This is a genomic window from Candidatus Nitrosopumilus sp., from assembly GCF_029882185.1.
GTDB lineage: Archaea > Thermoproteota > Nitrososphaeria > Nitrososphaerales > Nitrosopumilaceae > Nitrosopumilus.
In genome coordinates this window covers 1-23,630 of the sequence record NZ_JAOULD010000014.1, presented here as the reverse complement: position 1 = coordinate 23,630, position 23,630 = coordinate 1, and the positions used below count along the sequence as shown (strand labels likewise).

Annotated in this window: 28 protein-coding genes and 2 tRNA genes; 23 read left to right on the top strand and 7 right to left on the bottom strand. The window is 35.2% G+C overall.

Going from position 1 to position 23,630, the window contains the following annotated elements; all coding sequences use genetic code 11:
- Positions 1–46: 46 nt before the first annotated feature.
- Positions 47–556: a PadR family transcriptional regulator gene (locus OEW78_RS05690; protein WP_300325426.1), complete on the bottom strand. Its 510-nt coding sequence runs from the start codon at positions 554–556 to the stop codon at positions 47–49.
- A gap of 95 nt (positions 557–651) precedes the next feature.
- Between OEW78_RS05690 and OEW78_RS05685 the strand changes: the two genes are divergently transcribed.
- The 4 genes from OEW78_RS05685 to OEW78_RS05670 are packed head-to-tail and all read left to right on the top strand — an operon-like array spanning position 652 to position 3,902.
- Positions 652–2,364 (top strand): succinate dehydrogenase/fumarate reductase flavoprotein subunit, encoded by a 1,713-nt coding sequence (locus OEW78_RS05685; RefSeq protein ID WP_300325373.1) that lies wholly within the window; start codon positions 652–654, stop codon positions 2,362–2,364.
- The gene (locus OEW78_RS05680) at positions 2,364–2,795 is read left to right on the top strand and encodes a succinate dehydrogenase (RefSeq protein WP_300325370.1); all 432 of its coding nucleotides are present in this window, start codon (positions 2,364–2,366) and stop codon (positions 2,793–2,795) included. Before OEW78_RS05685 ends, OEW78_RS05680 begins: the two co-directional genes overlap by 1 nt.
- Position 2,796: 1 nt before the next feature.
- Complete coding sequence (locus OEW78_RS05675; protein WP_300325368.1) at positions 2,797–3,141, top strand: succinate dehydrogenase; 345 nt, start codon at positions 2,797–2,799, stop codon at positions 3,139–3,141.
- Between the two features lie 2 nt (positions 3,142–3,143).
- A complete protein-coding gene (locus OEW78_RS05670; RefSeq protein WP_300325365.1) occupies positions 3,144–3,902 on the top strand; it encodes a succinate dehydrogenase iron-sulfur subunit in 759 nt (252 codons plus the stop codon).
- On the opposite strand, the gene OEW78_RS05665 is transcribed toward OEW78_RS05670, so the two are convergent.
- Complete coding sequence (locus tag OEW78_RS05665) at positions 3,899–4,222, bottom strand: iron-sulfur cluster assembly protein (RefSeq protein ID WP_300325362.1); 324 nt, start codon at positions 4,220–4,222, stop codon at positions 3,899–3,901. The genes OEW78_RS05670 and OEW78_RS05665 overlap by 4 nt on opposite strands.
- Positions 4,223–4,271: 49 nt before the next feature.
- On the opposite strand from OEW78_RS05665, the gene argH reads away from it, so the two are divergent.
- On the top strand, positions 4,272–5,732 hold the full coding sequence (gene argH / locus OEW78_RS05660) for an argininosuccinate lyase (RefSeq protein ID WP_300325360.1): 1,461 nt from the start codon (positions 4,272–4,274) through the stop codon (positions 5,730–5,732).
- A 16-nt stretch (positions 5,733–5,748) separates the two neighbouring features.
- On the opposite strand, the gene OEW78_RS05655 is transcribed toward argH, so the two are convergent.
- Positions 5,749–5,822, bottom strand: a tRNA-Lys gene (locus tag OEW78_RS05655).
- 96 nt (positions 5,823–5,918) lie between these two features.
- Here OEW78_RS05655 and OEW78_RS05650 point away from each other — a divergent pair.
- From OEW78_RS05650 to OEW78_RS05640, 3 genes are all read left to right on the top strand, one after another.
- Positions 5,919–5,996, top strand: a tRNA-Asp gene (locus OEW78_RS05650).
- 136 nt (positions 5,997–6,132) lie between these two features.
- Positions 6,133–6,936, top strand: a complete 804-nt coding sequence (locus OEW78_RS05645) for a hypothetical protein (protein ID WP_300325358.1) — start codon at positions 6,133–6,135, stop codon at positions 6,934–6,936.
- Positions 6,937–6,948: 12 nt separating this feature from the next.
- Entirely contained in the window at positions 6,949–8,025 is a 1,077-nt protein-coding gene (locus tag OEW78_RS05640; RefSeq protein ID WP_300325356.1) for a glutamyl-tRNA reductase, read from the top strand.
- Between the two features lie 5 nt (positions 8,026–8,030).
- On the opposite strand, the gene OEW78_RS05635 is transcribed toward OEW78_RS05640, so the two are convergent.
- From OEW78_RS05635 to OEW78_RS05625, 3 genes are all read right to left on the bottom strand, one after another.
- Entirely contained in the window at positions 8,031–8,198 is a 168-nt protein-coding gene (locus OEW78_RS05635) for a DUF1059 domain-containing protein (RefSeq protein ID WP_300325354.1), read from the bottom strand.
- A 111-nt stretch (positions 8,199–8,309) separates the two neighbouring features.
- The gene (locus OEW78_RS05630; RefSeq protein WP_300325351.1) at positions 8,310–9,152 is read right to left on the bottom strand and encodes an FAD-binding oxidoreductase; all 843 of its coding nucleotides are present in this window, start codon (positions 9,150–9,152) and stop codon (positions 8,310–8,312) included.
- Between the two features lie 131 nt (positions 9,153–9,283).
- Positions 9,284–10,084 (bottom strand): inositol monophosphatase family protein, encoded by an 801-nt coding sequence (locus tag OEW78_RS05625; RefSeq protein WP_300325349.1) that lies wholly within the window; start codon positions 10,082–10,084, stop codon positions 9,284–9,286.
- 83 nt (positions 10,085–10,167) lie between these two features.
- Here OEW78_RS05625 and OEW78_RS05620 point away from each other — a divergent pair, with 83 nt between their 5' ends.
- From OEW78_RS05620 to OEW78_RS05595, 6 genes are all read left to right on the top strand, one after another.
- The gene (locus OEW78_RS05620) at positions 10,168–11,283 is read left to right on the top strand and encodes a hypothetical protein (RefSeq protein WP_300325346.1); all 1,116 of its coding nucleotides are present in this window, start codon (positions 10,168–10,170) and stop codon (positions 11,281–11,283) included.
- Between the two features lie 8 nt (positions 11,284–11,291).
- Positions 11,292–12,449, top strand: a complete 1,158-nt coding sequence (locus OEW78_RS05615; RefSeq protein WP_300325343.1) for an AAA family ATPase — start codon at positions 11,292–11,294, stop codon at positions 12,447–12,449.
- Positions 12,446–12,757: a hypothetical protein gene (locus OEW78_RS05610; protein ID WP_300325340.1), complete on the top strand. Its 312-nt coding sequence runs from the start codon at positions 12,446–12,448 to the stop codon at positions 12,755–12,757. The genes OEW78_RS05615 and OEW78_RS05610 overlap by 4 nt, the downstream gene beginning before the upstream one ends.
- Positions 12,758–12,857: 100 nt before the next feature.
- Positions 12,858–14,405 (top strand): acyl-CoA carboxylase subunit beta, encoded by a 1,548-nt coding sequence (locus OEW78_RS05605; RefSeq protein ID WP_300325337.1) that lies wholly within the window; start codon positions 12,858–12,860, stop codon positions 14,403–14,405.
- A 6-nt stretch (positions 14,406–14,411) separates the two neighbouring features.
- A complete protein-coding gene (locus tag OEW78_RS05600) occupies positions 14,412–15,899 on the top strand; it encodes a biotin carboxylase N-terminal domain-containing protein (protein WP_300325333.1) in 1,488 nt (495 codons plus the stop codon).
- Between the two features lie 6 nt (positions 15,900–15,905).
- On the top strand, positions 15,906–16,418 hold the full coding sequence (locus OEW78_RS05595; protein ID WP_300325330.1) for an acetyl-CoA carboxylase biotin carboxyl carrier protein subunit: 513 nt from the start codon (positions 15,906–15,908) through the stop codon (positions 16,416–16,418).
- A gap of 4 nt (positions 16,419–16,422) precedes the next feature.
- Here OEW78_RS05595 and OEW78_RS05590 read toward each other — a convergent pair whose 3' ends face one another.
- Positions 16,423–16,887: a peroxiredoxin gene (locus tag OEW78_RS05590; protein WP_300325328.1), complete on the bottom strand. Its 465-nt coding sequence runs from the start codon at positions 16,885–16,887 to the stop codon at positions 16,423–16,425.
- Positions 16,888–17,041: 154 nt separating this feature from the next.
- Between OEW78_RS05590 and OEW78_RS05585 the strand changes: the two genes are divergently transcribed.
- From OEW78_RS05585 to OEW78_RS05545, 9 genes are all read left to right on the top strand, one after another.
- Complete coding sequence (locus OEW78_RS05585) at positions 17,042–17,374, top strand: NADH-quinone oxidoreductase subunit A (protein ID WP_014964440.1); 333 nt, start codon at positions 17,042–17,044, stop codon at positions 17,372–17,374.
- Between the two features lie 40 nt (positions 17,375–17,414).
- The gene (gene nuoB / locus OEW78_RS05580) at positions 17,415–17,939 is read left to right on the top strand and encodes an NADH-quinone oxidoreductase subunit NuoB (protein ID WP_014964441.1); all 525 of its coding nucleotides are present in this window, start codon (positions 17,415–17,417) and stop codon (positions 17,937–17,939) included.
- The gene (locus OEW78_RS05575) at positions 17,939–18,526 is read left to right on the top strand and encodes an NADH-quinone oxidoreductase subunit C (protein WP_300325324.1); all 588 of its coding nucleotides are present in this window, start codon (positions 17,939–17,941) and stop codon (positions 18,524–18,526) included. Before nuoB ends, OEW78_RS05575 begins: the two co-directional genes overlap by 1 nt.
- A gap of 2 nt (positions 18,527–18,528) precedes the next feature.
- The gene (locus tag OEW78_RS05570) at positions 18,529–19,665 is read left to right on the top strand and encodes an NADH-quinone oxidoreductase subunit D (RefSeq protein ID WP_300325321.1); all 1,137 of its coding nucleotides are present in this window, start codon (positions 18,529–18,531) and stop codon (positions 19,663–19,665) included.
- On the top strand, positions 19,666–20,967 hold the full coding sequence (gene nuoH, locus OEW78_RS05565; RefSeq protein ID WP_300325318.1) for an NADH-quinone oxidoreductase subunit NuoH: 1,302 nt from the start codon (positions 19,666–19,668) through the stop codon (positions 20,965–20,967).
- Positions 20,967–21,464, top strand: a complete 498-nt coding sequence (locus OEW78_RS05560) for an NADH-quinone oxidoreductase subunit I (RefSeq protein WP_014964445.1) — start codon at positions 20,967–20,969, stop codon at positions 21,462–21,464. The genes nuoH and OEW78_RS05560 overlap by 1 nt, the downstream gene beginning before the upstream one ends.
- Positions 21,457–21,969 carry an NADH-quinone oxidoreductase subunit J gene (locus tag OEW78_RS05555; protein ID WP_300325313.1) on the top strand — a complete coding sequence of 171 codons (513 nt, stop codon included), beginning with the start codon at positions 21,457–21,459 and terminating at the stop codon, positions 21,967–21,969. Before OEW78_RS05560 ends, OEW78_RS05555 begins: the two co-directional genes overlap by 8 nt.
- Positions 21,950–22,255, top strand: a complete 306-nt coding sequence (gene nuoK / locus OEW78_RS05550) for an NADH-quinone oxidoreductase subunit NuoK (protein ID WP_014964447.1) — start codon at positions 21,950–21,952, stop codon at positions 22,253–22,255. The genes OEW78_RS05555 and nuoK overlap by 20 nt, the downstream gene beginning before the upstream one ends.
- The coding region (locus OEW78_RS05545; RefSeq protein WP_300325310.1) for an NADH-quinone oxidoreductase subunit M at positions 22,255–23,630 on the top strand (1,376 nt) is incomplete at its 3' end. The genes nuoK and OEW78_RS05545, both read left to right, overlap by 1 nt.

Below are 23,630 nucleotides of genomic sequence, written 5' to 3'. Positions count from 1 at the left end.
ATGAATTATTTATGATTTTAATTAGCGTTATTTTTGTAAGAATTTTTTATTCGATCTTGATCTCTTTACCTTTTTTCTTTACGTCTTTTTCTTGAATCTTTTTTAATTCTGATTCCAGAAATTGTTTGTATTTTTTTGTCTCCTCGTCAGTCATATTAGCAAAATTAGAGCTAAGAATAGATCCCATGGCAGAAATCTTTTCCAATAGATCTATTGCAACAAATCTTCCTACATTACCTAGTCTGAATAGAACTTCTAATTGTTTCTTAACAATATCGTTTACTTTATCAACATCATTTGCTGTGTCCTTCCCTTTCTTTGTTAGTTGATATTTTCCATCTTTAGTTTCTTCAATGAGCCCTTCATCTAGTAATCTTCCTAACAACGGATAAATCAATCCAGGTGATGGTTTCCAAATGCCATTACTTTGCTCTATTGCATAATCGATTATTTCCTTTCCAGTATGTGGCATTTTTTTCAATAATTCTAAAATAAAATATCTTGAAAATCCTCTAGGGATTGAGCTTCCTACTCTTTGAAACCACTCTGAGATCATCACTAGTGATATCACTAGTGATATATTTTAATATTTTGGATTAAACCCAGCAATTACTACATATTTATCCCGCTTAAAGCAAGTCTGACTGAAAAATGGTAGATTCACTTGAATTTGATTTGATTATTTGTGGTTCTGGACTTGCAGGTTTGAGAGCAGCTATTGCTGCAGCCAAAAAAGGGCCTCATCTCAAAATTGGAATTGTTTCAAAAGTACAAGTAATGCGTTCTCATTCTGTTTCAGCAGAAGGTGGAACTGCCGCAGTTCTTTTTGAAGATGAAGGCGATACAATTGAATCTCATGTTTATGATACTGTAAAAGGAAGTGATTTTCTTGCAGACCAAGACGTAGCTGAAAGACTATGTGTTGAAATGCCACAAGAAATCCGTCAGTTAGATCATTGGGGAATGCCATGGTCTAGAAGAGATGATGGTAGAATTGATCAAAGAAATTTCGGTGGTTATAGTTTTCCTAGAGCAACATATGCATCAGATAAAGTTGGTTTCTTTGAAATGCAAACTTTGTATGATACATGTCAAAAATTTGAAAATATCGAATATCTTAACGAATGGTTTGTTACATCAATTATTCATGATGGAAAACGATTCATGGGAGTTACTGCAATTGAATTAGGCTCTGGAACATTTTACACAATCAAAGGCAAAGCTCTCATTATTGCAACCGGCGGTGCTGGAAGATTATACAGCTTTTCTACTTATGCACTATCTTCAACTCCTGATGGATTAGATATGGGATTACGTGCAGGTATGGCACTCAAAGATATGGAATTTGTACAATTCCATCCTACAGGGATTTTGCCATCTGGAATTTTAATTACAGAGGGTGCAAGAGGTGAAGGAGGATATCTGCTTAACAATAAGGGAGAGAGATTTATGAAAACATATGCAGCAGGTAAAATGGAATTAGCTCCACGTGACATTGTATCAAGATCAATAATGACTGAAATTCAAGAAGGACGTGGATTCAAACATGAAACTGGTGTTGATTGCATGAAGCTAGACTTACGACATCTTGGTGATGAAAAAATTAAAGAAAAATTAGGTGGAATTAGAGAAATTTCAATTAAATTTTCAGGTCAAGATCCTGCTCAGGATTTACTTGACATCAGACCTGTTTGTCATTACATGATGGGAGGATTACATACAGATATTGACGGTGCTACTGAAATACAAGGAGTTTGGGCTGCAGGTGAGGCTGCCTGTAACAGTGTTCATGGCTCTAATCGTTTAGGTGCAAATTCTACCTCAGAATGTATCGTTTGGGGTAAAATTACAGGTGAATTGGCAATTGACTATATTCAAAAGAATGAATCATCAAATCCTTGGCCTCATCATTTGGTTGCTGCTGAGGAGAAGAGAATCTACGATGGAATCTTTAGAGGAAACGGTGATGTTAATCCATATGAAATTAGACAGCAATTAACTGATACTATGAATGAAAAAGCATATGTCTACAAAAATGAAACAAATCTTGTTGAAGGGCTAAAGAAAATTCGTGAATTAAAACAACAAACTTGGAAGCATGTTGATGATAAAGCAAAAGAATACAATACTAATTTTGCAAATGTAATGGAGCTTGATTCTATGTTTAGAGTAGCAGAAATTGTTTTGCTTGGTGCAATCAACCGAAAAGAATCTCGTGGCGCACATGCAAGGACTGATTTTCCAAAGCGTGATGATGCTAACTTTTTACATCACACTCTTGCATATTATGATCCAAATGGTCCAATCATGAAAACACATCCAGTTACAATTACTAAATATCAACCTGTGGAGAGGAAGTACTAATGTCTAAAGATGAACATAGAGAAGGTATCAAGGGAATGGCCAATCCTACACGATATGGAATTGAACGTGTTGCATATTGGTTAATGAGACTAAGTGGATTGGGATTGCTGGCATATTTTGTAGGTCATATTTATGAAACAAGTAATATTCTGAGAGGACAAGTTGGTTGGAATGAGTTTCTTGAATTGACTCAAACCACAGAAGGGCATCTTGTTTTGGCAATTGTAATTGCAATGTGTGTATTTCACACTGTAAATGGAATTAGAGTAATGTTAGGACATGGAGGAATCGGTGTAGGAAAACCTGCAAGACCTGATTATCCTTACGAGCCAGCATCCCAAAATTACAGACACAAAATAGGAATATACTCTGCAATCCTTTTAGCTGCAATTGCAATGATGTACGGTTTGGCGGTAATGTTTGGTGAATAATATGAGAGAAAGCACAATAATGAAAATTCACTATGGCACTGCTTTGGCAGCTGTAGCCCTAGTAGCAGTTCATATTTTGATGCGTCTTACACAGGGCTTTGCAGAATCCTTAGAATATGAAAATGTACTCGCAAATTACAAATTCATTCCATATGCTGCAATGTTAGAATTGATCTTAATTTTATTATCTGTACATGGATTTAATGGGCTAAGAGTGATCTTACTGGAATTAAAACAAGGACGAATTTATGAAAAAGCAGTCTCGTATGGTTGTCTTGCAGCAATGATTGGATTAATAGCATATGGTTCAAGAACAATTATTATGACTAACATGGGGATGGTATAGAAATGGCCCAAGTATCTAGCATTTCAAACGAGCAAACTTCACCAACATCAAAATTAATCACACTTAGAATTTCTAGATTCAATCCAGAACATGACGAGTCAAGTGGATTTATGGAATTTTCAGTTTCATATGAGAAATGGACAACTGTTCTTGAAGCAATCTTAGATGTCAAAAAACATCATGATCATTCAGTTGGTGTAAGATACTCTTGCAGACAAGCAACTTGCGGTTCATGTGGAATGATAATCAATGGAAAACCTAGATTGGCATGTTTTACAAAAATTAGTGAATTAAACTCTGATGTTGTTACAGTCGAACCAATGAACAATTTTCCAATCATTCGTGATTTGGCTGTAAAGTTTGAAAAATTATTTGACACTCATCAAAAAATCAAACCATATCTAATTCGTGATGATACTGAAATAGAATCTAATGAAAAAGAATTCTTGCAATCTCCAGAAGAAGTTGAACAATATATCCAATTTGCCAACTGCATTAAATGTGGTTTATGCAATTCTGCATGTCCCACAATGGCAACTGACTCTTCATTTGTTGGTCCTCAAGCATTAGCTCAAGCATATCGATACGTTGCTGATAGCAGAGATAAAGGAAAAGATTCTAGATTAAAAATCATAGATGATTCTCATGGAATCTGGAGATGTCATTTTGCTGGTTCTTGTAGTCAAGTATGTCCAAAAGGAGTTGATCCTGCAATGGGAATTCAACTACTGCGAGGATATATGTTAGGTTTTAGAAGCTAACCTAATTTTTTTGGTTTTGGACTGTTGTTTACTTGATTGTTAATCTGTTCAGCCATAAAGTGGTTTGAAACATTTACTTTAACATCCTCTACACCATCTACTTTTAGCAGATTGTCATGAACATCTTGACAGATCTTAAAACCAAATACTGCTGGACAGAATGGACTTGTAAGATGTAAATCCACTTTGACATTGCTATCGTTGATATCAACCTCATCAATTAATTCAAGTTCTACAATTGATGTGTTAATTTCTGGATCCACAATCTTTGATAACTCGTCAAATATTTTCACTCGCATCTGTTTGATATCTTGGCTCATGTCGTGAAAACCATTGTTGCTATATATAACCATTATAGAACCTTAGGTAATGTATCGTTCTCGTCTTGGTACTGATTTGAGTGATATTACTTTAGATTATGTTTCATCTGTAAATGATGATTCTGAAATTGCGCTGTATGATATTCTTGGTAGTCAAGCGCATGCTCTAATGTTGTTTCAAAAAAATATCATTTCAAAAAATGATGCAAAAAAAATCTTATCCGCATTAGAGAATTTAAAAAATGAAAAATTTGATACATCCTCTGGAGCTGAAGATATTCATGAATTAATTGAATCATTAGTAATCAAGAAAGCCGGAATGGCAAGCGGTGGGAAAATGCACACTGCAAGATCTCGTAATGATCAAGTTGTTTTAGACATTAGAATGAAAATTAGAGATGATATCAACATCATATGTAATTGTCTCTTAGATACTGTTGAAGCCATGGTATCTGTGGCTAAAAATCATCAAAAAACAATCATGCCTCTTTATACTCATCTTCAACAAGCTCAAGCTGGTCTTTTTTCACATTATCTTTTAGCACATGCTGATGTCCTAACTAGAGATTTTGAAAGATTGTATGGGACTTTTGAGCGAATCAATCAGAGTCCATTAGGTGCAGGACCTGTAGGGGGGACAAGTATTCCTATTGACAGACATAGTACCGCAAAGATGTTGGGTTTTGATGGTATTGTTGAAAATTCTATTGATGCTACAAGTACACGTGACTTTGTAGCAGAATATGTTGCAATGCTTTCTATTATGATGACTAATCTAAGCAAAATATCTGAAGACTTTGTAATTTGGTCAACATCTGAATTTTCTTTTATTGAACTCTCAGACGAATTTACATCTCCTTCAAGTGTGATGCCTCAAAAAAAGAACCCTGATATTTTAGAATTAACCCGAGGTAAAACTGCAGAAATAATTGGAAATCTAACTGCAATCCTAACTACAGTTAAAGGATTGGCATCTGGATATGGACGTGATTTACAACAAATAAAATCCTCTATCTGGTCAACATCAAAAATATCTATCAGTGCATTATTAATCTTAAAATCAATTCTACTAACTTTGAAAGTAAATGAAAAACAAATGAAAAAAGTAACTGAATCAAGCAATCTCATAGCCTTAGACGTTGCTGAGAAATTAGTTCAAGAAGGAATTCCGTTTAGGGTAACCCATAAAATTTCAGGAACTTTAGTTCAATTAGCTCATATCTCAAAAAAACCCATGTCAAAATTGACTATGTCTGAAATTGAAAAATCAGTCAATGGTACAAAAGTTGATCCTAAAATTGTTTCAAACATTATTTCTTCTACAACTGTTGTTTCTTCATTAAAGGACAGAACCTCTTTTGGTTCATCAGGATATGATGAGCAAAAACGAATGATATCTGATAGAACTAAGAAAATTAATCAATATAGAATTGATGTCTCTAAAAGAGAAAATAAAGTCAATACGTCGATTGATGAATTAACAAAACAGATCAATGCAATAATTGAATGAATAAAGTAAAAGAGAGCGGGTCTAAAGGGATTCGGACCCTTGACAACCGGATTAAAAGTCCGGTGCGCTACCTGGCTGCGCCATAGACCCTCGTAAAAAATGCCTTAACTGTATAATTTAGTCTTTTACAAAATATTTTGTTCTGACAGAAACTTTTAATCTGGCAATTTGACTCAAAGAATTTGTGCCCTTGTAGTATAGCCCGGTCTAGAATTCGGCCCTGTCACGGCTGAGACGCGTGTTCAAATCCCGCCGAGGGCGCCATTATCTCTATCACATTAACGGAAAACCGTTTGACAACCGATCAGAATTAGATTTTTAGAAAAATTATTGAACTATGATGGATTCCGAGATGAATCTCACAAGAATATTAAAATTCAGGGAATTTGAGTGAAATTTGTTGTCTGAAGAGAAGAAAGAATCTGGAGTCGAAACAAAATCAACCAATGATTCAACATCTGATAAAGCATCTCCAGACAAAATTGAAAATAATATTCCAGAAGAAACAGTTGCCAAAGCAGAAGAGGCAACAAAAGCAGCTGAAAAAGCAGAAAAGGCAATTAAAGATGCTAAAGCAGCTGAGGATGTAAAAGAGGCTGAAGAAGCAAAAGCTGCTGAAAATGCAATTTTGAAAGCAGAAGCTGCAGCTAAGGCAGCTGAAGACGCAGAACTTGCAGTTAAAGAAGCACTTGCAAAAGCAGAAGCCGCAAAAGCAGAAGCAGAAGCAGCAGCTGAAGAAGAATACAAAGCCATTGCATCTGAAGTAAAAGCAGAAGCAGCTGCCAAATCTGATTTCACCTTTAAGAGACAAGGCGAAGAAATTTTTAGACGGGAAATGGGTGAGCCTGAATTTTGGTTAGATAAACAAGACCGTTTTCCACGACCAATTCTTTCAGCAGATGAACAGGAATCTCTTACTCGACAAGCAGAGATATTTCGTGATCAAACTCCAAAATATATTCCTGAACATGTTCTTAGTCCAGAATATGCAGGTCTTTCAAATTATGAACGTGGGGTTGACTCATTTTTAGAGGAATCTAAACAGAAACTTGAACAATTAAAAAATGATCCTACTGCAACTCAAAAAGAAATTAAAGATACGGAAAATGAAATTACTTACTTGGAATCATTGCATGAAAATTATTATATTGGTATGAATGTTTTTAGGACAGCTAAAGGCGGGCGGGATAAAATTAAAGCATAATAGGTGAATGGTTTGAGTCAAGTATTTTTTGATGTAATAAATGCGCGAGTAACTTTCAAAAATGTTCCAATCCATACATTATCAAAATTTACTTTCAAAGACGTTCCTGCTGCATGTGCAGAATTTAAAAAAATACCTGGTGTTGAGGAATGTGTTATCATCCAAACCGAAACTAGAGTTGAAATATTTACAGTAAGTAATGTTGAAACTGATGATTCTCCAGATGCTAGAAGACCAGAAGGCAAAGCATTGGTATTAAATCAAATTCAAGATACCTGGGTATCTTTGTCTTCATTAGAACAAATTGACATTGATCATTTTGATCAAACACTTGAGGTTTACAAAGGAGATGATGTCTACTTACATCTTTTAAGATTGGCATCTGGATTGGATTCATTAGTTGTTGGTTGGCAAAGTGTTTTTGATGATATTGTAAAGGCAGCGTCTGATGCAAAGAGTGCTGGCACATCTGGAAAGATTCTCAATAAATTATTTGATCGTGTTATTAGATTAGCCGCTCGAATGAGGGATACAACAGGTATTGCAAAAGATGTTGTTTCATTAGGAGATGTTGCAATGAAGGTAGTTGATGAAAAAGCAGGCCTTGATTCAAAAAAGAAAGTATTGGTAATTGGCACTGGTGAATCTGCTGCAATGCTTGCAAAAACTATGAGCAAAAAAGGAATTGCTTTTGATGTTACAAGCCGCAGTTTAGAACGTGCTACTGGCTTTTCAACAATTCTTGGTGGAAACCCTGTAGATTTCAATGATGTATTGGCAGGATTTGATAAATATGATATTATTTTAGTTGCAACAACCTCTGATTATTTCTTGATCACTTATGAGAGAATTCGATTAGTAATGGAGGAAAAGAAAAAAGGCACATTGGTCATAGATTTGTCTGAACCAAGAACTGTTGATGAAGGAATCACTGCACTTCCTGGAATTAAATTACTGTTTAGAGATCAGATTGCAGAAATTTTTGAAGAAAGTGTAAAAGCTAGAGCAGGAATTGTTCCTGCAGTAGAAAAAATCATCGAAAAAGAACTCCCAGTTTTATCTGCCAGAATGAAAAGATTGGATGCTTAAATTTTCTATACTCCTTGTTTTCTTAAAAGAAATTGCATGATGGCTTCTTTAGAATAATCTATTCCGTGTTCTTCATCAGTGTGCTTTTTAAATTCATCAATAACTGATTCCATTTCTCCCTCTGATACAAAATCACACTCAAATCCATAATCATTGCACTTGAGTTTTGCCATACTTTGGTGAAAAACAATCAATATAAAAATCCACAGGTATTTGCGAATAATAGAGAATTTCTTTTAAGAATCAATACAAAATGAAATTTATGGTAATATTTTGGATTTTTTTTATCCATATGATTCAAACTTGATTCCAAAACTTCCATCAGGTTTCTTCTCATGCTCAGTAACGAATCCTTTTGGTCCTAGATATTCAATCACTCCATCAATTGTTCCTTGATAACCACAAATGTAGATAATTGTGTTTTCTGGAGTTAGTTCTTCACCTACCATTTCTTCCACAGGTGACAGTCCTGATTTCTTATTTGGTTGGAAAAATGATTCAACTCTGCCTACGTGACCATTCCATGATCTGTTGAAAAATTCTCTTGGTCTGCTGATTGCAGCTCTATATCTAAAATTCCATTGGTCTCTTCCCCTTTTCTCACTCTCCATTTCCAAGTCTGTCAATAACCGTTTGTAGCTTAATTCATCAACATAACTTGCGCCATGAAGAACAATCACTTCTCGTTTATCATTAGTATCGTGAAAATGTTTTGCAAATGCAATAAATGGCGCTAATCCTGTACCTCCACCTACACAAATCACTCTTCTATTGTCTTTTTGCCCATTTGGTAGTTTATCACTAATTTGTAATGCAGCTCCAGTTGGTTCACCAAGAAAAACTTCATCGCCCACACTGAGATAAAACAATTCAGTAGTTACACGACCTGGAAGTGGTTTTCTTACCCACCTAATTACAAATTCAAAATAATCTCTGTTTTCTGCATGTGATGCAATAGAATATGCTCTTCTGACAATTTTTTTCTCTGCAGGAATTGGAAGTCCTATCGTCAAAAATTGACCCGTTTTGTATTCTGGCATTCCTTTCTCTGGAACGAGTCTGATGATTACAAGATCTTCTTTAAGCAATTCCCTATAGATGACCTTTGCTTTTATCTCAGTGACCATACAAGAAGCTTTTTCCTGACTTTGGTTAAATATATTTCTCTTAACATAAAAGGCAAAAGATCTATCAAAAACACTAGAATGTCAAATAAACAATCAAACTACTGCTTCTTTCCAATTTTTATTCCAAAAACTCATTTGTCTATTTTTGACATTATTTCATCAAGAATTTCTTGATTTGCAGCTGCAATAAAAGAAACTCTTGTTTCATAACTTAGATTTGCATCAAGCTGATTCAAATTTTCATCTAACAGAATACCTTCTGCTTCTTTGACAATGACGTAACCTGCAGCAATGTCTTGAATTCTAATTTTCTTCCTTAAATCAATAAAAATATCCATTAGTCCTCTTGCAAACATTGCCATTTCAAGTGCATTTGCTCCAAAATGTCTAGTGTGCTCATAATTTTCATATATTGGATTTAATCTGGTCATCAAGTCAATGGATGCTCCTGATGTGTTAATTCCAACAATTTTGTAAATTGGATTTTTTTTATGAACTTTGATTTGCTTATTTTTAAAAAATGCTCCCTTGTTTTTTGATGCCCAATACATTTCCCCATTTGTCAGATTTGTAATCACACCGTCTGTAACTGAACTGAGTTTGTCTTCAGATGCAAAAGCTAATGAGCTACAAAAAAAGGGAACTCCTCTAACTGCATTTGCAGAACCATCAACTGCATCCATTATAACAAAGCCTTTTGGTTTGCTTGATAGTTCCACTCGTCCACATTCTTCACCTAATACTATACATTCAAAATTATTTTTTTTTAGATAATCCAAAACTGTCTTTTCTGCAATTATGTCTATGTTCCTTGAAATGTCTCCTCCAGCACCAATACCAAAATCTCCTGCTGCATCATCTGTTCCTGCAAGATCTTTTACATTTTCATAAATTTTCTGTGAAGCTTCACGGAGAATTTCTATTATTTCCATATTATCAAACCAGTCGCTCGTAATTTAAGTGAAGAAAAAATTTAGTTTGAAAGCATAAATAACAATAAAGAAGCTTAACGTTTGTGAGTGGAAAAGATCAATCAGTTATCAGTAAAGAATCTTTGATGAGTACAAAACCTGGAAAGCAAATTATGAAACAAGCTCTATTCAAATCTAAAGGTTACAAATTATTTAACAAATACAAAGAAGAAACAGAAAATCAATTCCCAAACTTTGCAGAAAGATTTGCAAAAGGATTACTTGATGAAATCAAATCTGATACAAATCCAAATGCTACTCAACAAGCATTTGGTAATGAAGTCGGCTCCAGCGAAATCATACTAAATGCATCTGAAATCGAGCCTATAAAATCAAAATTGGAAAGTCTTGAAGTAATGCAAGATCGGGTAAATCGAATTTTGAATTCAAATTTTGTTAAAATGACATTTCCTGTTTTTAATGGATTATTTGATGCAGCAGCAGAATATTCTGGAAGAGATGATCCTCAATTAAAACAAGATGTTGTTGAAGGACATATTCTCGCAATAGATCTAAGCGAACCAATGGATAGAATTGTAGATAAAGATGAAGATTTGGAATTTCTTGATGATTACAAACTGATGAATCCGTACATTTTGAAATTAGCCAGAGATAAAATCTCTAAAGGCGGTGAACATGTTCTAAAAGAATTTGAAGCAGGATTTGAAGATGCAAGAATTGGACAATATTTAGATGAAAAACTAAAATCAAAACCCACAGAAATTACTGAAGAAGAAATGACTCTGTCTTATAAAAAATACCGTGCAGTCATGGGAACTGCTGGAAGAAACATGGCTTTAGCAGAAAGACCTCTAGGTGAAATCTTCTATTTGGGCATGGCAAGAGCTGCCGAAGGAGTTGGCTGTGGAAATGAAATTGAAGACTCTATCAAAAATGGTTTTGTAAAAATCCCTTCCTGGCCGCTATACTATTCCTTGTTGGCCAATGATGTGAAAAAAGGATTTGATGTTACTCTAGAAAAAAGTAATTTGTATTTGCAAGATGCAAGACTAACACTTGAATTATTGCCAGAGAATTTTTCTCATAAGGAATTTTTGGAATTCTTATTTCTGACTGTAGAACATTATAATCAATACTGGTACAATAAACTACAAAAAGCCAATAAATGGTCAGAGTATCAATCTAAACTTCCCAAGTGATTATTTTGATGTGGTCCGAAAAATATAGACCTCAGACAATTTCTGATATGGTAGGAAACGAAGAAGCACGAGCTGCAATTACTGAATGGTTTGTCAAATGGAAAAAGGGCACAAAGCCATTGCTTTTAGTTGGACCTCCGGGGATAGGAAAAACTACCATTGCATATCTTGTTGCCAAACAATTTGGATATGATATGATTGGATTAAACGCAAGTGATGTTAGAAGCAAATCAAGAATTAATGAAATTCTTACGCCTGTTCTGGCAAATGTTAGCGTCATGGGGACCCCAATGATTTTTGTCGATGAAGTTGATGGAATTCATGGTCGTGGTGATTATGGAGGAGCATCGGCATTAGTGGATATTCTAAAGGAACCCACAGTCCCAATTGTTCTTGCAGCAAACAATGATATTTCTGACAAAATGAAAAGTATTAAAAAAGTTGTAAAAACAATTCAATTCAAAAAAATACCGCCACGACTATTACGAGTATATCTTGAAAATATTTTAAAAAAACAAAACGCAAAACTAAGTCCTGGCTCAATAATCAAAGTTATTACTAAATCAAAAGGTGATATCCGGTCAATGATCAATCTTACGCAATCTTTCGTAACTGGATTTAATCCTCAAACCGAAACCACATTTGAAAACATCAACGTTGAAGATGGAGTGAATGCTTTCTTTAAAGCAAATTCAATTGAAGAGGCCAGAATCGTTCTATATTCAATGCAAATTGATCCTAGAGAAAAAATTAATGCATTTTATTCTAGCATTATCACAAGTGAGTTAAATCCTCACACACTTGCAAAATATTTAGAGATAATATCTGAATCTGACATGCTTTATGGAAGAATAATGAAAACTCAGAATTGGAGATTACTTCGATACCTGAATGATATTTTAATAAAATTATATCAAAATGATGATAGGATTAGATATGCTCAATACAATTTATCATGGCCTTTACTAAACCGAATACGCTGGGATGGTGCAAAAATCAAATCACTGTCATCCATTATGGCAAAAAAACTTCATCTGTCTTCTAGTTCTTTTGTGACCTTGTGTTTACCCTTTGTTTTATTGTGCATAAAAAACAAAACTCTAGAACTGGAATTGGAAGAAACTTTTGGTGATCTTATAGAAAAGGAGATTGAACTATTAAAATGAGCTGGAGGAAAATCCCAATGAAATTTCCCGGCACATGTATAGTTTGTAATGAAAAAATACCTGTCAATGAAATTGGTCTTTGGGCGAAAGGATTGGGTGTGAAACATGAAAAATGTGCCCAAATTAACGAACTACAATGCATTGTATGTGGAGGTCCTGCAGGATGTGATCAATGTGAATTTCAGGAAAATTGCGATATTCCAAACGTTTCTCAATTATGTATCTGTAAGAAATGCAGCGAAGAAAAGGATGCTTTTGACGCTTATCAAAAATATGTTAATAAGAAATTTTCACTTCTTAACACTTGAAATTATAAAAAAACTAACGATCGTTGATTTTTTATAAAATTTTCATATGTTGGAATGCTGAAACTAAATTAATATAGGAACCCTGTTGTTGTAGAATACCGTGCATTCTGAAAAGATTGAAGGATATGCTAAAAAAAATAATACATCCTTACAAGGTGGGGGTCAAGATCGAATCAAGGCTCAACACGAAAAAGGAAAATTAACTGCTCGTGAGAGAATCAATCTTTTACTTGATGAAGGCACTTTTACTGAAATTGATCCATTGACTACCCATCATTATCATGAGTATGATATGCAGAAAAAGAAATTCTTTACTGATGGAGTAGTTGGCGGTTATGGGAATGTCCATGGAAGACAGATCTTTGTTTTTGCATATGATTTCACTGTACTTGGTGGAACACTAAGTCAGATGGGAGCTAAAAAAATCACTAAACTAATGGATCATGCTGTTCAAACAGGGTGTCCAATAATTGGAATAATGGATTCTGGCGGAGCTAGAATTCAGGAAGGAATAATGAGTCTAGATGGTTTTGCAGATATCTTTTATCATAATCAACTTGCATCAGGTGTAATTCCACAAATTACTGCAAGTATTGGTCCATCAGCAGGTGGATCTGTATATTCTCCTGCAATGACTGACTTTGTAATTATGGTTGATAAAGTAGGAACAATGTTTGTTACAGGTCCTGATGTAGTCAAGACTGTGTTAGGAGAAGAGATTTCATTTGATGATCTTGGTGGAGCAATGACACATGGCTCAAAAAGTGGAGTTGCACATTTTGTTGCACAAAACGAATACGAATGTATGGATTATATCAAAAAACTGATTTCATATCTCCCTCAAAATAATACTGAAGCCCCGCCAAAAATTCAAACTGATGATGATCCAAATAGAATGGATCACAACTTGATCAATATCATTCCAGAAAATCCTTTACAACCATATGATATGAAAGAAATCATTAATTCAATTGTTGATAATCATGAATTCTTTGAAGTTCATGAACTGTTTGCACCAAATATTGTTGTAGGTTATGGCAGATTAAATGGTAAAGTTGTTGGAATTGTTGCAAATCAACCCATTCATCTTGCAGGTGCACTTGATATTGATTCATCAAACAAAGCAGCACGTTTCATTCGATTTTGTGATTCATTTAATATTCCGATAATAACTCTAGTAGATACTCCTGGATACATGCCTGGTTCTAACCAAGAACATAATGGTATCATTAGACATGGTAGCAAATTGCTTTATGCATACTGTGAAGCAACTGTTCCAAGAATTACCCTAGTAATTGGAAAGGCATATGGTGGTGCTTACATTGCAATGGGAAGTAAGAATCTCAGAACTGACATCAATTATGCATGGCCCACTGCAAGATGTGCCGTCCTTGGCGGTGAAGCTGCTGTAAAAATTATGTATAGAAAAGATCTTAATGAAGCCGATGATGCTGAAGCCCTAAAAAAACAATTGATTGATGAATTTGCAGAAAAATTCGAAAATCCTTATGTTGCAGCATCTCACGGAACCGTAGATAATGTAATTGATCCTGCTGAAACGAGACCTATGTTGATTAAAGCACTTGAAATGCTTGAAAACAAAAGAGTAAAACAATTGCCAAGAAAACATGGAAATATCAACCTGTGATTAACGATGATTGAAAAAGTACTTATCGCAAATAGAGGAGAAATTGCTTTACGTGTTATTAGAACATGCAAAGCATTAGGAATCAAAACAGTTGCTGTGTATTCTGATGAAGATTATAATTCCATGCATGTTAAACAAGCAACCGAAGCATATCATATAGGAGAAGCTGCACCTGCAAAATCATATCTTAATCAAGATAAAATCCTTGAAGTGATGCTCAAATCAGGAACTGATGCAGTACATCCAGGTTATGGTTTCCTTTCTGAAAATGATGACTTTGCAAGATTGTGTGAGAAACATAAAATTAATTTCATTGGTCCATCTGCTGATTCAATGAATCTCTGTGGTGATAAGATGGAATGCAAAGCTGCAATGTTAAAAGCTAAAGTTCCAACAGTACCTGGAAGTCCGGGATTGGTATCTAATGCAGATGAAGCAGAAAAAATTGCAAATGAAATTGGTTACCCTGTTCTGTTGAAATCTGTCTATGGTGGTGGAGGACGTGGAATTAGACTAGTGACTAATGATAAAGAATTACAAGAAGGTTTTGAAACAGTAACCTCGGAATCTATTTCTGCTGTTGGAAAATCTGCAATCATTGTTGAAAAATTTCTAGAAAAAACAAGACACATTGAATATCAAATGTGTAGGGATCATCATGGTAACGCTGTACATATATTTGAGAGAGAATGCTCTATTCAAAGACGAAATCAAAAACTAATTGAACAAACTCCATCTCCCGTAGTAGATAACGCAAAACGAGAAGAAATTGGTGAATTAGTTGTCAAAGCTGCAGAAGCCGTTGATTACACTAATCTCGGTACAGCAGAATTTTTGCGAGCTGATAATGGAGAATTTTATTTTATTGAAATTAACGCAAGACTTCAAGTAGAACATCCTATCAGTGAAATGGTTTCAGGATTAGACTTTGTTAAATTACAAATTGATATTGCAAACGGAGAACCACTTCCATTCAAACAAAAAGATCTAAAGATGAATGGCTATGCAATTGAATGTAGAATTAATGCAGAAGATACATTTTTGGACTTTGCACCTTCAACCGGGCCTGTTCCAGACGTGACAATTCCTGCAGGACCAAATGTTAGATGTGATACTTATCTCTATCCTGGATGTACGGTATCTCCATTTTATGATTCATTAATGGCAAAACTCTGTACATGGGGACCTACATTTGAAGAATCTAGGACACGAATGCTTACTGCATTAAATGACATGTATGTTCAAGGTGTAGAAACATCAATTCCTCTTTACAAAACAATTCTAAATACTGAAGAGTACAAGAATGGTCAACTTTCAACAGATTTCCTAAAACGTTATGGAATAATTGATAGATTAACTGAAGATCTCAAAAAAGAAAAAGAAGAAAAAAGTGAGGCTGCACTGGCTGCTGCAATCATTCATTCTGAATACTTTAAGAGTAGAGCACAAACCAGCACTGCAAATAACTCTAATTGGAAATACAAACTGGACTGATGATAAATGAATTATAAAATACAAGATATTGAAAAATCATTCGACGGGAAGATAGTTGAGAATCTTGGCAACAACGATTATGTAATTAAGATCAATGATAACGAACATAATTTAAAAATCATTTCAATGAATTCTAAAGGAATTGAATTTATTTTAGATAACAAATATCACAAAGCAAAATATCTTGAACAATCTACAAATGAAATGAATATTGTAATTGACAATGTTCCTATCACACTAAATTTACATATTCACTTTGATGAAGTTGTTTACAAAAATTCAGGTGGCGGTGGTGCAGGTGATGCACAACTAGCTTTGAAAAGTCAAATTCCTGGCAAGGTTGTATCAATATCTATTACAGAAGGTGACTCGGTAAAGAAAGGAGATGTGATCTGTACTTTGGAGTCTATGAAAATGCAGGTTGCTATTAAATCACATAAAGACGGAATTGTAAAAACAATTAAAGTCAAAGAAACAGCAACTGTGGCTAAAGGCGACGTTGTTGCTGAAATAGAATAATTTTTTATTTCAAGAAATTTTTAATTTCTTCATAGTTTGGTTCTTTTAGAGGATCTTCTGAAACCCATCTGTAACCAATTTTTCCATCTTCATTAATTATGAAAACAGAACGTTTTGCTGCATTGTAATCTTTGATGTGTAGTAAATCTGGCATCAAAACATCATAATCTCTTATTGTTTTACTTGTATAATCAGCTAATAATGGGAAGCTAAAGTTATGTTTTTCTGCAAAAGCTTTGTTTGCAAATGGACCATCATTACTAATCGCTACAATTTTGGCACCCGTATTAGAAATTTCTTTCCAAGAGTCTCTAAATGTACAAAGTTCTACTTCACAAACAGGAGAGCTTGCTGCTACTATGAACGATAAGACAATTTTACCTCCTTTGAATTCCTCCAGAGTCCGCATTTTCAATTCTGTGTCTGGAAGTTCAAAATTGGGGGCAATATCTCCTACATTTAATGCCATGATCGCAATCTGGTGTTATCCTATTAAGTTCTTTTCAAAAGTTATTTTTTTCAAATCTGATCCTAAAAATGAAACATACCTTTTTATACAAAAATTGGAGTGAAAAGCTAAATTGGTCGGGGAATTAGCGGGCAATTACAGTACCGTTGTATTGATGTTTGCGTTTGGTATAGTAGCAATGGCTCCAGCTCTAGTAATTTCTAGAATGATTTCTCCTCGAAAAAGAAGTAATCCAGTAAAATTTTTGCCAATGGAATGTGGTCAAGTCCCTTCTGGAGAAGGAAGAACTCATTTTATGATGCAATATTATCCGTATATTCTGATGTTTGTAGTATTTGATGTAATGGCAATTTTCTTGTATGCATGGGGAAGTGCACTTTTAGAAATTCCAAAGATTGCAACTTTACCTATGATGGGCTTTTTAGCAATCATGTTTGGTGCTATGGCATTTGCATTGTATCAATCAGGGAGACGAAGGATATGGTAGTTTTTTATATAAATTGTATTTACGAGGGTAGGGGATAAGATTGCTTAAAGATTTAGTGACACCAGAAAATGCAAATGTCTTTGTAGGAAAACTCGGAGATATTTTAGAAAAAGCAATTGATAAACCATTGGGCTATGCCATTAATTGGGGTAGAATTTGGTCCCTCTGGCCTGTACACATTGAAACAGCTTGTTGCAGTGTAGAATTTGGTGCAGCATCAAGTCCTAGATATGATGTTGAAAGATTTGGTATTATTGAAGCATTTGGTTCATTAAGACAATGTGATCTTGTAGTTGTTCAAGGAACTATCACAAGAAAAATGGCACCACGTCTTAGATTAGTTTATGATCAAATGCCAGAACCAAAATATGTAATTGCTATGGGAGCTTGTGCAATTACTGGAGGTTTGTATTTTGATTCATACAATGTACTTCCGGGAATTGATGGAGTTATCCCAGTTGATGTGTATGTTCCGGGTTGCCCACCTAGACCTGAAACTCTCATTCAAGGATGCATGTTATTGCAAGAAAAAATCAAGAGAATGAAGGCTAGGAAGTTTGTATAATGAGTACTGAAACTGAAAATCCTCCTGCAGATGCAAAACCTAAAACACAAACTCCTCCTAAACCTGCAGCAAAGAAACCTGCACCTGTAGAGTTACCTGCATTTGAAAAGAGTATTTCTGATAAAATTGTTGAAAAGTTCGGTGACAAAGTTGAAGTTGGATTTGTAAAAGAAGATAGAGTCAGAATTAATGTTGGACGAGAAAGTGTTCATGATGTTGCTGAATTTATTCGTGATGGATTAAATTATGATCATGTAGAGTCTGTTTCAGGAGTCGATTACCCCCAAGACAATGAAATTGAGGTTGTTTATCATATAGGATCTTACACTGATTCATCATTGGCAAGACAAATTCTAGTTTTAGCTACTAGAGCTCCAAGAGAAACACATCCAATTCCTGGCAATGATGCAACAAAACTTCCAACTCTTAGAGATGTGTTTTATAGTGTTGAATTTCATGAAAGGGAAGTTTTTGAAATGTTTGGAGTTTTCTTTGAAGGTCATCCTGATAACAGACGATTACTTTTGCCAGAAGACTGGGCAGATTTACCACCACTTAGAAAGGACTTTGCAATAAAAGGAAGATAGAGATGACTGTAGAATTACCTCCTGGATTAGCACTCCAAAAAGTTGATGAGAGAATCATGACTCTTAATGTCGGACCACAACATCCAGGTTCTGGACATATGAGAATTATTGTACAAATTGATGGTGATTATATTGTTGCATGTGATCCTGATCCAGGCTATGTTCATCGTGGAGAAGAAAAAATGGCCGAGTATAGAAATTACATTACAAACATTCCTCACTTGGAAAGACCTGTAATTCACGATTCATGTAATGTATTATATCCATATGTCTTGGGTGCAGAAGAACTTCTTGGAATTGAAGTTCCTGAACGTGCAAAATATGTTAGAGTAATTGCATCTGAACTTAATCGATGTATTTACATCATGTATTGGCTTGCAATCTATGGTATCTTTTTGGGACATTCTACAATGTTCATGTGGCCTGCAGGAGATCGTGAATTACTGATTGATCTTATGGAAAAAATGACGGGTGCTAGAGTAACACATGCACACTTTGTTCCAGGTGGCGTTAGAAATGACTTACCGCCAAACTTTGAAGATGTTTGTCTACGTCAAGTCAACTATTTTGAAAAACGTATCAAAGAATATGCTGCAGTGTTTTACGATAACCCTATTCTAATTTCAAGAACTAGAGATACGGGTATTTTATCAAGACAAGATGCAATCAGATACGGAACAACAGGTTCTGTACTTCGTGCTAGTGGTGTTGATTATGATCTTAGAGTTAAAGAACCATATGATGTCTATGATGAATTAGATGTTCATACTAATGTAATGAAGGAAGGAGATTCTTATGCTAGATCTAGAATTCCATGGCTTGATATGATGGAAAGCTGTAACATTATCCGACAAGCATTACAAAAAATGCCAAAGTCAGGATCTGTACGAGTTAAACTAAAACCAAATCCAAAAACAAAGGGACTTGAATCTGTTTACAAACGTGTAGAATCTGGCAGAGGATCTTTGGGTTGCTATATCGTCTCTGATGCTAAAACAGAACCATATAGAGTAAAGTTGAGTGTTCCTTCCTTTAGAAATCTAATTGCTTTACCAAATCTTCTAAGAGGCGAAAAACTAGGTAATATGCCATCAGTTTATTGGAGTCTTAATTATTGGCCAGTGGAGGCAGACCGATAAATGTCAGTTATTGCACCAAATTTCAAACTAAGTGAATTTATCAAATCTTTACTTGATAATGTATTTTGGATTATTTTCATTGTAGTCCTTATTGGTCTTCCTGCAATTATGATGGTTCTATTTGTAATTGAAATGCCAGTAATCGATGGTGAATTACTTACACCATTTCTTGCATTAACTTGGATAGCGGATCCGTCTCGTATTCTTCCAATTGTTAAAGCATTCATGGCAACTGATATCTTTAGAGTTATGGCATTTCCTGGATTTGGATTTGCAGCATTAATTGCAGCAGGAACAATCTTTATTGAAAGAAAAATGCTTGCAAAATTACAATTAAGAGTTGGTCCTTTCTATTGTGGAAAATTAGAAGGTATTTTACAATTAATGGGTGATGGTCTAAAATTAATCTCAAAAGAAATTATCATTCCGGCAAAAGCTGATAAACCTATTTTCTGGGCTGCACCTGTATTGTTTGTTGCAACTGCCGCAGCATTTGTTGCATTCATTCCTGTCGCTCCTGGTTGGGTAGTTGCAGATGTAGAGATGGGATTACTTGGAGTATTTGCAGTAATTGGATTCTTCCCAATTATTACAATCCTGTCTGCATGGTCTGCAAACAGTAAATTCCCATTCATTGGTGGTATCAGGGCATTATTCCAAATGGTTTCATTTGAAATCCCACTGATCCTGTCTTTGTTAGGTGTAGTAATGTTAACTGGTTCACTTAATTTGTCTGAGATTGCTGCTAGTCAGTCTAGTTTCCCATGGATTGTATTTTTACCAGTAGGTGCAATTGTATTCTTTATCACAATGCTTGCTGAGTTGGAAAGAATTCCATTTGATCTACCAGAGGCAGAAAGTGAGATTGTAGCAGGATGGCTAACTGAATTATCTGGAATGATGTATGGACTTGTTCAATTAGGAACTTATCTCAAACTATATGCGTTTGCAGGATTATTTGTTGTACTTTTCCTGGGTGGATGGAATGGTCCAATGATCGTTCCTCCATTCCCAGCAGAACTTCTTGAAAAGGGAATTGAAATGGGCCCTATTGTTGCAGGACCATTCCCTGGATTGCCATTATTTACTCAAGAGATGCTTAATGGTACTCTTTGGTTTGTTCTAAAAACCGTTGGTGTCATATTCTTCATCTTGTTACCAAGAGGTGTATTCCCAAGAATTAGAGTTGATATGTTATTGAATCTTGGATGGACCAAATTAATTGGATTGGCATTCATTAACATCTTTATTGCACTTGGCTTGCTTTACGCTGGAGTGTTAGGGCCAGGAGGATTACAATAATGGGAACCGCAACTGGTATTATTCGAGCATTAAATTCAGGAATTAAACATATTGCTACTAAACGATTTACACTACGTTATCCTGAGGAGAAATTAAAGTTTGTGGGTGATGGATATCAATTTGATCCTTCGACAGGTGTTGGAATTGCAGGATTAAAAGGACGACATATGTTGTTTCATGATCATTGTACTGGTTGTCAATTATGCTCAATTGCATGTGAAGGTGTTGCAGAAGCTATTGCAATGGTAAAAGTTCCAGAAGAGCAAAAACAAAATAAAAAATCAATCATGCCACAAATTGATTATGGAAAATGTGTCTTCTGTGGTCTTTGTGTAGATGCATGTCCATTTTATGCACTTTACATGACAAATGATTATGAGTTATCCTCATTTTCAAAAGAAGGTTTGATTTACACTCCTGCACAACTTCAAGTAAAACCATATGTTGCACAGGATAGTGAAATCCAAATATCTGATAGAGGTGCAACACATGGCTGATGCTGCTTTTCTTGCACTAGCAGTGATTACAATTGGTTCAGCAATTGCTGCACTAGAATTAAGATCATTAATTTATGGTTCTATTGCTCTGATGGGGACTTTAGGAGGAATCGCTGGATTCTTTTTCTTGCTTGATGCACCATTTGTTGCATTATTCCAATTAGCAGTATACGTTGGTTCAATCGCTGTCTTGATCTTGTTTACTGTAATGTTAGTTAAGAGAGAATTAATTTTCAAAAAAATTGAAGATAAGAGAAGAAAATTTGCAGGTATTGGTTTGATGCTTGTAGTTATGGTATCTTTAGGAGCTGTATTCTTGGATTCAGGAATCAAGACCATAACTACTGATGAGCCTGCTACTGACTTTAGAGATATAGGAACTGACTTCGTAACATATTATTGGCCTGCATTAATTCTCATGGGGTTGCTTTTGGCAGGTTCTGTTACTGGTGCACTAGTTTTAGCCAAACGAGAGGATGTGGAGAATGACCAGCGAGCTAGTTGATTTCACTTTGGTATCTGTTGCCTTGCTCGGCATAGGAATCTATGGACTCGCAGTTAAACGTAATTTTATCCGAATGTTATTTGCAGTTGAAATAATCATCAATGCCGCAAACTTGAACATTGTTGCTTTTGGTAGATTTTTACCTCATAGTGGTGGTCAAACTATGGCATTATTTTCAATTGCAATTGCCGCAGCAGAAGTTGCAGTTGGATTATCATTAATCATTGTCGCTTACCGCATGTATCAAAATGTCGATATTGCAGACTTTAGGAGCTTGAAAGGATAATGGAATACGCATTATTACAGGCAGTTTTCTTGCCATTACTCTTATCACCAGTAGCTTACATCATTGGAAGAAAAGTAGGACCAACTCCTGCAATGTGGTTTACATTTGCAATTCTGTTGTACACAACAATCCTTGTAATTAATGCAGCACTATCTGGAACAGTAGAAGAACATTATCCATGGACTGAACAGTTCGGCGAATTTGGTTTCTTATTGGATGGATTGGCATCACCATTTGCAATCATCATTTATGTGCTATCCACAATCTTGGCACTTTACTCAAAACCATATATGATTCACAAATTCCACGAGCAATTTGAAGAAGAAAAGAAACTAAATACTTCTGGTAGCGGCCAAACATCAATTGTAGAATCATCCTCTCTATCAGATTATGTTAATGCTAAATCTGGCCTTTACTTTGCACTATACCTTGTCTTTGCAATGGGTATGCTTGGAACAGTTCTTTCCACCAATTTGATTGAATTTTATATTTTCTTTGAAGTGATGTTGATTCCAGGTTTCTTCTTGGTTGCTCTCTGGGGTGATGGTCCAAGAAGAAAGATTGGTTTAATGTTCTTGTTTTGGACTCACGCAGGTGCAGTTGTTTTACTATTGGGATTCTTGATGATAGGATTGACTCTTGGTAGTTTTGACTTTGCAGATATCAACGAATCTGAAATTCCAGCTGATATTGCAATGTACTCTGCTGTCGCAATTTCTATAGGACTTGGAGTTAAACTGGCAGTTTTCATGTTCCATGTTTGGCTTCCATATGTCCATGGTTCAGCACCTACACCAATCAGTGCATTATTGTCTCCAGCAATGATTGGAATTGGAGCTTATGGTCTTTTTAGATTAATTGTAGAATTCTTGCCTTTAACATATGCAGAGCTCTCAATTTGGTTCCATATCTGGGGCCTTGTTACCATGATTTATGGTGGTGCAATGGCTTTAATGCAAGATGATCTGAAACGTCTTTTAGCATATTCTAGTATCAGCCAGATGGGTTATCTTTTGTTTGGAATTGGTTCAATGTCTTCACTTGGTTTATCAGGTGCAGAGATGATGTATGTGACACACGGAATTGGAAAAGGCATTCTCTTCATGATGGCAGGAATTATTATTATTAAAGTCGGAACTAGAAGCATTTCAAAATTAGGAGGATTAGCAGGAAAGATGCCAATCACTGCCGTATGTGCAGTAATTGGTGCATTAACAATAATGGGTGTTCCACCAACAAGTGGTTTCATGGGCGAATGGATTCTTTTTTACGGTGCATTAGAAACTGCCATTGAAGAAGGATCAACAATTAGAGCTGTAACATTTGGTTTGGGTCTTGTTGCAACTGCACTTACAATGTCTTACATGCTTTGGAT

Excerpts from the sequence above, each read along its gene's own strand:
- OEW78_RS05690 (WP_300325426.1), bottom strand. The coding sequence starts at position 556 with ATGATCTCAGAGTGGTTTCAAAGAGTAGGAAGCTCAATCCCTAGAGGA.
- OEW78_RS05685 (WP_300325373.1), top strand. The coding sequence starts at position 652 with ATGGTAGATTCACTTGAATTTGATTTGATTATTTGTGGTTCTGGACTT.
- OEW78_RS05680 (WP_300325370.1), top strand. The coding sequence starts at position 2,364 with ATGTCTAAAGATGAACATAGAGAAGGTATCAAGGGAATGGCCAATCCT.
- OEW78_RS05675 (WP_300325368.1), top strand. The coding sequence starts at position 2,797 with ATGAGAGAAAGCACAATAATGAAAATTCACTATGGCACTGCTTTGGCA.
- OEW78_RS05670 (WP_300325365.1), top strand. The coding sequence starts at position 3,144 with ATGGCCCAAGTATCTAGCATTTCAAACGAGCAAACTTCACCAACATCA.
- OEW78_RS05665 (WP_300325362.1), bottom strand. The coding sequence starts at position 4,222 with ATGAGCCAAGATATCAAACAGATGCGAGTGAAAATATTTGACGAGTTA.
- argH (WP_300325360.1), top strand. The coding sequence starts at position 4,272 with ATGTATCGTTCTCGTCTTGGTACTGATTTGAGTGATATTACTTTAGAT.
- OEW78_RS05635 (WP_300325354.1), bottom strand. The coding sequence starts at position 8,198 with ATGGCAAAACTCAAGTGCAATGATTATGGATTTGAGTGTGATTTTGTA.
- OEW78_RS05630 (WP_300325351.1), bottom strand. The coding sequence starts at position 9,152 with ATGGTCACTGAGATAAAAGCAAAGGTCATCTATAGGGAATTGCTTAAA.
- OEW78_RS05625 (WP_300325349.1), bottom strand. The coding sequence starts at position 10,084 with ATGGAAATAATAGAAATTCTCCGTGAAGCTTCACAGAAAATTTATGAA.
- OEW78_RS05615 (WP_300325343.1), top strand. The coding sequence starts at position 11,292 with ATGTGGTCCGAAAAATATAGACCTCAGACAATTTCTGATATGGTAGGA.
- OEW78_RS05610 (WP_300325340.1), top strand. The coding sequence starts at position 12,446 with ATGAGCTGGAGGAAAATCCCAATGAAATTTCCCGGCACATGTATAGTT.
- OEW78_RS05600 (WP_300325333.1), top strand. The coding sequence starts at position 14,412 with ATGATTGAAAAAGTACTTATCGCAAATAGAGGAGAAATTGCTTTACGT.
- OEW78_RS05595 (WP_300325330.1), top strand. The coding sequence starts at position 15,906 with ATGAATTATAAAATACAAGATATTGAAAAATCATTCGACGGGAAGATA.
- OEW78_RS05590 (WP_300325328.1), bottom strand. The coding sequence starts at position 16,887 with ATGGCATTAAATGTAGGAGATATTGCCCCCAATTTTGAACTTCCAGAC.
- OEW78_RS05585 (WP_014964440.1), top strand. The coding sequence starts at position 17,042 with ATGTTTGCGTTTGGTATAGTAGCAATGGCTCCAGCTCTAGTAATTTCT.
- OEW78_RS05575 (WP_300325324.1), top strand. The coding sequence starts at position 17,939 with ATGAGTACTGAAACTGAAAATCCTCCTGCAGATGCAAAACCTAAAACA.
- OEW78_RS05570 (WP_300325321.1), top strand. The coding sequence starts at position 18,529 with ATGACTGTAGAATTACCTCCTGGATTAGCACTCCAAAAAGTTGATGAG.
- nuoH (WP_300325318.1), top strand. The coding sequence starts at position 19,666 with ATGTCAGTTATTGCACCAAATTTCAAACTAAGTGAATTTATCAAATCT.
- OEW78_RS05560 (WP_014964445.1), top strand. The coding sequence starts at position 20,967 with ATGGGAACCGCAACTGGTATTATTCGAGCATTAAATTCAGGAATTAAA.
- OEW78_RS05555 (WP_300325313.1), top strand. The coding sequence starts at position 21,457 with ATGGCTGATGCTGCTTTTCTTGCACTAGCAGTGATTACAATTGGTTCA.
- nuoK (WP_014964447.1), top strand. The coding sequence starts at position 21,950 with ATGACCAGCGAGCTAGTTGATTTCACTTTGGTATCTGTTGCCTTGCTC.